General features: G+C 62.9%; 5 protein-coding genes. 3 read left to right on the plus strand and 2 right to left on the minus strand.

Annotated features, from left to right (window positions below):
• Positions 1-726 (minus strand): 3-methyl-2-oxobutanoate hydroxymethyltransferase (panB, locus tag EN935_RS28075; protein ID WP_245489067.1); only part of this gene is annotated, 726 nt, incomplete at its 3' end.
• 241 nt (positions 727-967) lie between these two features.
• Between panB and EN935_RS28080 the strand changes: the two genes are divergently transcribed.
• From EN935_RS28080 to EN935_RS28090, 3 genes are all read left to right on the plus strand, one after another.
• On the plus strand, positions 968-1,366 hold the full coding sequence (locus tag EN935_RS28080) for an NADH:ubiquinone oxidoreductase subunit NDUFA12 (RefSeq protein ID WP_109671704.1): 399 nt from the start codon (positions 968-970) through the stop codon (positions 1,364-1,366).
• A 141-nt stretch (positions 1,367-1,507) separates the two neighbouring features.
• A complete protein-coding gene (locus EN935_RS28085; RefSeq protein ID WP_164757747.1) occupies positions 1,508-2,101 on the plus strand; it encodes a DUF2155 domain-containing protein in 594 nt (197 codons plus the stop codon).
• A 73-nt stretch (positions 2,102-2,174) separates the two neighbouring features.
• Complete coding sequence (locus EN935_RS28090) at positions 2,175-2,561, plus strand: hypothetical protein (protein ID WP_109671762.1); 387 nt, start codon at positions 2,175-2,177, stop codon at positions 2,559-2,561.
• Positions 2,562-2,573: 12 nt separating this feature from the next.
• Here the strand turns inward: EN935_RS28090 and aat are convergent.
• On the minus strand, positions 2,574-3,184 hold a 611-nt coding region (gene aat / locus EN935_RS28095; protein WP_127373844.1), incomplete at its 5' end, for a leucyl/phenylalanyl-tRNA--protein transferase.

Below are 3,184 nucleotides of genomic sequence, written 5' to 3' on the forward strand. Positions count from 1 at the left end.
GCTGCGCAGATCGGCATATTCCTTGACGAATTTCGGCACGCGGTCGACGGTGAGCCCGACCATGTCGTCGATGACCAGGATCTGGCCGTCGCAGTCGCCGCTGGCGCCGATGCCGATGGTTGGAATGGCGATGCGGCGGGTGATATCGGCGGCGACGGCCTCGACCGTGCCTTCGATGACCACCGAGAAAGCCCCGGCGTTCTCGACGGCAAGCGCATCGCGAAGCAAAGCCGCGACAGCCTCCTCGGTGCGGCCCTTGATCTTGTAGCCGCCGTCCTTCTCGACCGATTGCGGCTGCAGGCCGATATGTCCCATCACCGGAATGCCAGCGGCGACGATGGCCGCGATCTGGCTGGTCATGTCGACGCCGCCTTCGAGCTTCACCGCCTGGCAGCCGGTTTCGTCGATGACCCGCCGCGCCGAGGCAACGGCTTGTGTCGCCGAAGCCTCATAGGTGCCAGCCGGCAGGTCGACGACGACGCAGGCCCTGGCCGAGCCGCGCATCACCGCCTGGCCATGCGCGATCATCATCTCCAGCGAGGCGCCCAGCGTCGTCTTGTGGCCATGCAGGACCATGGCGACACTGTCGCCGACCAGAAGCAGGTCGACATGGTCGTCGAGCAGACGGGCGACGGGGTAGGTGTAGGCGGTCAGGCAGACAATCGGCGTGCCGGCCTTGCGGCGGCGAATCGCCTCAGTGCTGATGCGGATATCGGTGGTCGGCAATTCCGTGGCCAATCGTCACCTCCTTCGGCCTCAAGCCGGGCTGGATGCCCGCATGGGCGCGCAGAGCTTTAGAAAGACCGCAAAGGCTTGGCAAGCGCCCATCCTGTCGCCCGGAAAGATCACAGGCTTGTATCGGGTTTCCGGCAAGCCATTTGCGCGCTCCACGTGGCAAAAGCCTTGCCTTCGGCAAGGCCTGACGCCATAAGCAGGAAACGGGCGCCGTCGGCGCGAGGGTTTTGTGATGAAGACTTTCCTTACGCAGTTTTTCACCTGGTGGAACAGCCAGACGCTGGGAACGCGCCTGCACACCTGGCGGCATGGCAAGAGGGTCGGCCAGGACGAGACGGGCAACATCTATTATGAGGGCGGCATCGATTCGGAAGGCCGCACGCGCCGCTGGGTCATCTACCGCAACTATTCGGAAGCCTCAGCGATACCGCCTGGCTGGCACGGCTGGATACATCACCGTGTCGACGTCGCGCCGTCCGGCGAAGACTACAAGCCGCGCGACTGGCAGAAGTCGCATCAGCCCAATCTGACCGGCACTCCGGCAGCCTATCGTCCGAAGGGTTCGGTACTGACCAATCAGCACCGCCCGCAGGTCACCGGCGACTATGACGCCTGGACGCCCGGGTCGTAACGGCCCCGACTTGTAACGGCGCAAGGTGCAAGCCGGTCCTTTATCGCCACAATTGGTGTTTAGCTGCTTGCTGATCAGAAAACGGCGACTAGCCTTGGCGATCGACAGAATCACCCGGGCGCGAACCACCGGTACCCCTATATGAGCTTTTTCAGCCTGACATCGATGGGCGGCCTGATGGTAGCCGCCGGCCTTGCCGTCAGCACCGCGGCCCTCGCGGCTTCGCCTGAACCCGCCGCGCCGGCGCCGGCGCCGCCCGCGGGAGCGAACCGGGTCACCAATCCCGTCGCCGAGTTTGCCGGCATCGACAAGATCACCGGCCGCATCATCACCTTCGATGTCTATATCGACGAGACCGTACAGTTCGGTGCTTTGCAGGTGACGCCGCGCGTCTGCTATTCGCGGCCGCAGACCGAGGAGCCGAAGACGGATTCCTTCGTCGAGGTCGACGAGATCACGCTCGACCGCAAGATCCGCCGCATCTTCACCGGCTGGATGTTTGCCGAAAGCCCCGGCCTCAACGCCGTCGAACATGCCGTCTATGACGTCTGGCTGAAGGAATGCAAGCAGAAGTCGGATGTGCCGGCGCCCGACGGCGCCAAGGCCGACGCAACCAAAGCCGAGGCACCCAAGCCTGCCGCAGCCAAACCGAAGCCCGCAGCCACTCCAGACGTGACCGAGCCTGATGTGGCTGAGCCGGACGCTTCGGAACCCGATACGACCGACTCCAACTGATCCTTCGGAACCGTCCTGGCCACCATGCGTTGGGCCTGACGACCGTGCATTTATGCGTAGGGAGGATTTTCCGATGTCAGACAGCAAGCGGATCACCGCCGGCAAGAAAGAGTTGCTGGAGCTCGAAAAGGGGTTCTGGACGGGCGACGCGGCCTACTATGCGGCCAATGCCGACACCGAATGCCTGGTGGCATTTCCGCAGATGGCCAAGGCGATGGACAATGCTGATCTCGCCAAGACCGCAACCAGGCCCAACCGTTGGCGGGACCTGAAGATCGACCTCAAGGGTATCATCGAGCCGGGCAGCGACATTGTCATGCTGACCTACGAGGCGCATGCCACGCGGGAGAACGGCGAACCCTACGCGGCCCTGGTCAGCACCGGCTATGTCCATCGCGTCAATGGCTGGAAGATGATGTTCCATGCGCATACGCCGATGGAAGCCGCTGCCGGGAAATAAGGGGCTCAATCGTCAGGGGTAGAATACGGCCTCGCCCTTCAGTGCGTCGGCCAGCATCTTCTCGTATTTGCCGCGCGGCACGTCGATCGCGCCGAAGCGCTTGAGGTGCTCGGTGGTAAACTGCGTATCAAGCAGAGCAAAGCCGCGTGCCTTCAACCGCTCGACGAGATAGAAAAGGCAGGTCTTGGAGGCGTCCGTCTCCCTGGCGAACATGCTTTCGCCAAAAAACACCCGGCCAAGCGATACGCCATAGAGACCGCCGACCAGCCGGTCCTCGCGCCACGCCTCGACCGAATGGCAATGCCCTATCCGATGCAGTTCGACATAGGCTTCGCGGATCGGCGCGTTGATCCAGGTCGACCGCCGTTCCGCACGTTTTTCCGCGCAACCGTCGATCGTGGCTTCGAAATCGAAATCGAAACGGATGTCGAAAGGGTGCTTCTTGATCGTTTTCTTCAGGCTTTTCGGCGCGTGAAAACCATCGAGTGGAATGATGCCGCGCGTCTCTGGGCGCACCCAGAACACCTCCGGGTCGCCGGCGCTTTCGGCCATCGGGAAGACGCCCGAGGCATAGGCCTTAAGTAAAAGGTCGGTGGGGATGCGATAGCCGGGCGCGTAGGGAC

Origin of the sequence: Mesorhizobium sp. M7D.F.Ca.US.004.03.1.1 (assembly GCF_003998635.1) — a bacterium.
GTDB classification, from domain to species: Bacteria; Pseudomonadota; Alphaproteobacteria; order Rhizobiales; family Rhizobiaceae; genus Mesorhizobium; species Mesorhizobium loti.